1 protein-coding gene, 1 other RNA gene and 1 pseudogene are annotated in these 2,169 nt (G+C 44.7%); 2 read left to right on the forward strand and 1 reads right to left on the reverse strand.

The window, feature by feature from the left end; genetic code table 11:
- Positions 1 to 1,101, forward strand: a 1,101-nt coding sequence (locus PGX78_RS07775) for an FAD-binding oxidoreductase (RefSeq protein WP_270446331.1), incomplete at its 5' end; no start/stop codon positions are given.
- Between the two features lie 154 nt (positions 1,102 to 1,255).
- Here PGX78_RS07775 and ssrA read toward each other — a convergent pair.
- Positions 1,256 to 1,606, reverse strand: a transfer-messenger RNA (tmRNA) gene (ssrA, locus tag PGX78_RS07780).
- A 220-nt stretch (positions 1,607 to 1,826) separates the two neighbouring features.
- Here ssrA and PGX78_RS07785 point away from each other — a divergent pair.
- Positions 1,827 to 2,169 (forward strand): annotated as a pseudogene (locus tag PGX78_RS07785) (helix-turn-helix domain-containing protein); the annotation flags it as partial.

The following is a 2,169-nucleotide window of genomic DNA, read 5'->3' on the forward strand; positions in this document are numbered from 1 at the left end:
CTTGAATGCAGCGAAGAGGGAATGTATATGGTCGTCGAAGCCGGCGTAAGAACGGCGGATATTCAGGCCTTGGCCCGGTCGAAGGGACTTATGTATGCCGGCGACCCGTGTAGTGCCGACAGCTGTCTTATCGGCGGAAACTTGGCAACCAATGCGGGCGGTAACAAAGCGGTTCGCTACGGCACGACGAGAAACCAGGTGTATTCCGTTGAAGTCGTATTGCCTAACGGAAAAATCGCAACTTTCGGCAGCACTTTGAAAAAATGCTCTACCGGATTTTGTTTAGATCAACTGATTATCGGCAGTGAAGGAACGTTAGGAATTATTACAAAAGCCACGTTGAAACTCGTGCCTTTAAGTCCATTTCATGTAGACGTTCTTGCAGTCTTTACGAAATTAAGCGACGCGGCCGAAGCGGTTCCCAAAATTGTTAAAGCCGGTATTAACCCGACGTCTGTTGAATTTATGGACGTATCCTTCGTACGCAGTGCTTGTGAGTACTGTAAACTGGATTTGCCGCACAAGGAAGACGGCTATTATGACATCATTACCATTGAGGCTTTTAACGAAGCGGAGCTGGATGAAAAAACGGAAAAATTGATGAAGATTTGCGAAGAATGTCATGCTACAGACGTTGTAGAGGCTGACGATCGCGTTTGGAGTGTGCGCCGTAACTGCCTGGAAAGTACGCGGACCTATTCGAAAGTCGGCACATCGGAAGACCTGGTAGTTCCTGTTACGAAAATTGCCGACTGCATAAAAACGCTGATGGAAGAAAGCAGGAAATATGATTTTCGGCCATTTTGTCTGGCTCATGCCGGTGACGGAAATATTCACTTTCAAATCCTGAAATGTGACATGAGCGATGAGGATTGGGAAAAACAGTTGGAACAATTCCGCGCTGTTGCCTATCCGTATGTATACTCTTTAGGCGGCAGGCTATCGGGAGAACACGGCATCGGTCTGAAACGCTTGAAGTATATGGAAAAATATACGGATCCGGTAGAACTGGAATTTATGAAAACTATAAAACAAGCTGTAGACCCCAATTGGATTATGAATCCCGGTAAAGTGATAGAGCCTTTAAATCGGCATGATTAAGTGGTATATAAGCTTAATCGGTGCAAGAAGGCGTGTCCTTGACTGAAAACTCGGAGGGAAAATGGTTTGTTACGGATACGACTATGGTTGAATTTGATCTACAGAAAAAAATAAGACGTGTGAAAGTATACTTTCACACGTCTTATTTCATTTATGGTGGAGATGAGGAGAGTCGAACTCCTGTCCGTACACACTGCCCCATGAACCTCTCCGAGCGCAGTCCTTGTTAGCGATTTCAATCGATGTTCGTACAAGGACAAACCCCATCGACCAAGCCCAGTAGTTTCCCGACACAATCGTAGGGCCCGATTGTGCAGTATCCCGCTAAGTGTCGCCTACAGACCGCACGCAGGATTAGCGGTAAGAGACGTCAGCTGCGCTTAGGCAGCTAAAGCAAAATTGTTTTCTTTTGCGTTTAATTTAAAAGTTCACCGATTTGCGGGCAGATGAAACCCCGGCTCGCTGTTCATGATACAACTATGCACGTCGAAACCTTTACATCCCCGTGAAGGGACTTCTACACCGGATATTATAGCATAGAAGGGATTGTTATAATATCACATTATTTATGTATGTACAAGGAATATTCGTTGAAAAGAGAGGAGATAACGCAAAATTGGCATAAAAACTGAGTGTAACATAGCTTTATTGCAAGTGCAGGGGTATAATTAGAAATGAAAAAGTTATATATTCGAAGCCGTGTACACGACGAAAGAGGTGAGGGCATGCGAAAGATTGTCGATGATATGAGGCTTCTTGTAAAATGCTGCTCCTTATACTATCGGGATAATTTAGGACAAGAAGAAATTTGTGAGATTTTAGGGGTCTCAAGACCTACTGTTTCACGACTTTTAAAATTAGGTCGTGAGAAAGGGATTGTAAAAATAGAGGTTCTCGACCCCTTTGCTCCCGAATTCGGTGAAACGGAACGACGCCTGGAAGAAAAATTCGGTTTTAGAGAGGTTATTGTTGTAGAAGATAGACCGTCCCGTAGTGAGTCGGAACATATCAGTCCGCTCTTGGGTACGACGACACTGGCATATCTGGATCGGATATTAAAGGACGGCG

This window comes from Megasphaera sp. AF13-6AC (assembly GCF_027685385.1).
Classification (GTDB): domain Bacteria; phylum Bacillota; class Negativicutes; order Veillonellales; family Megasphaeraceae; genus Megasphaera; species Megasphaera micronuciformis.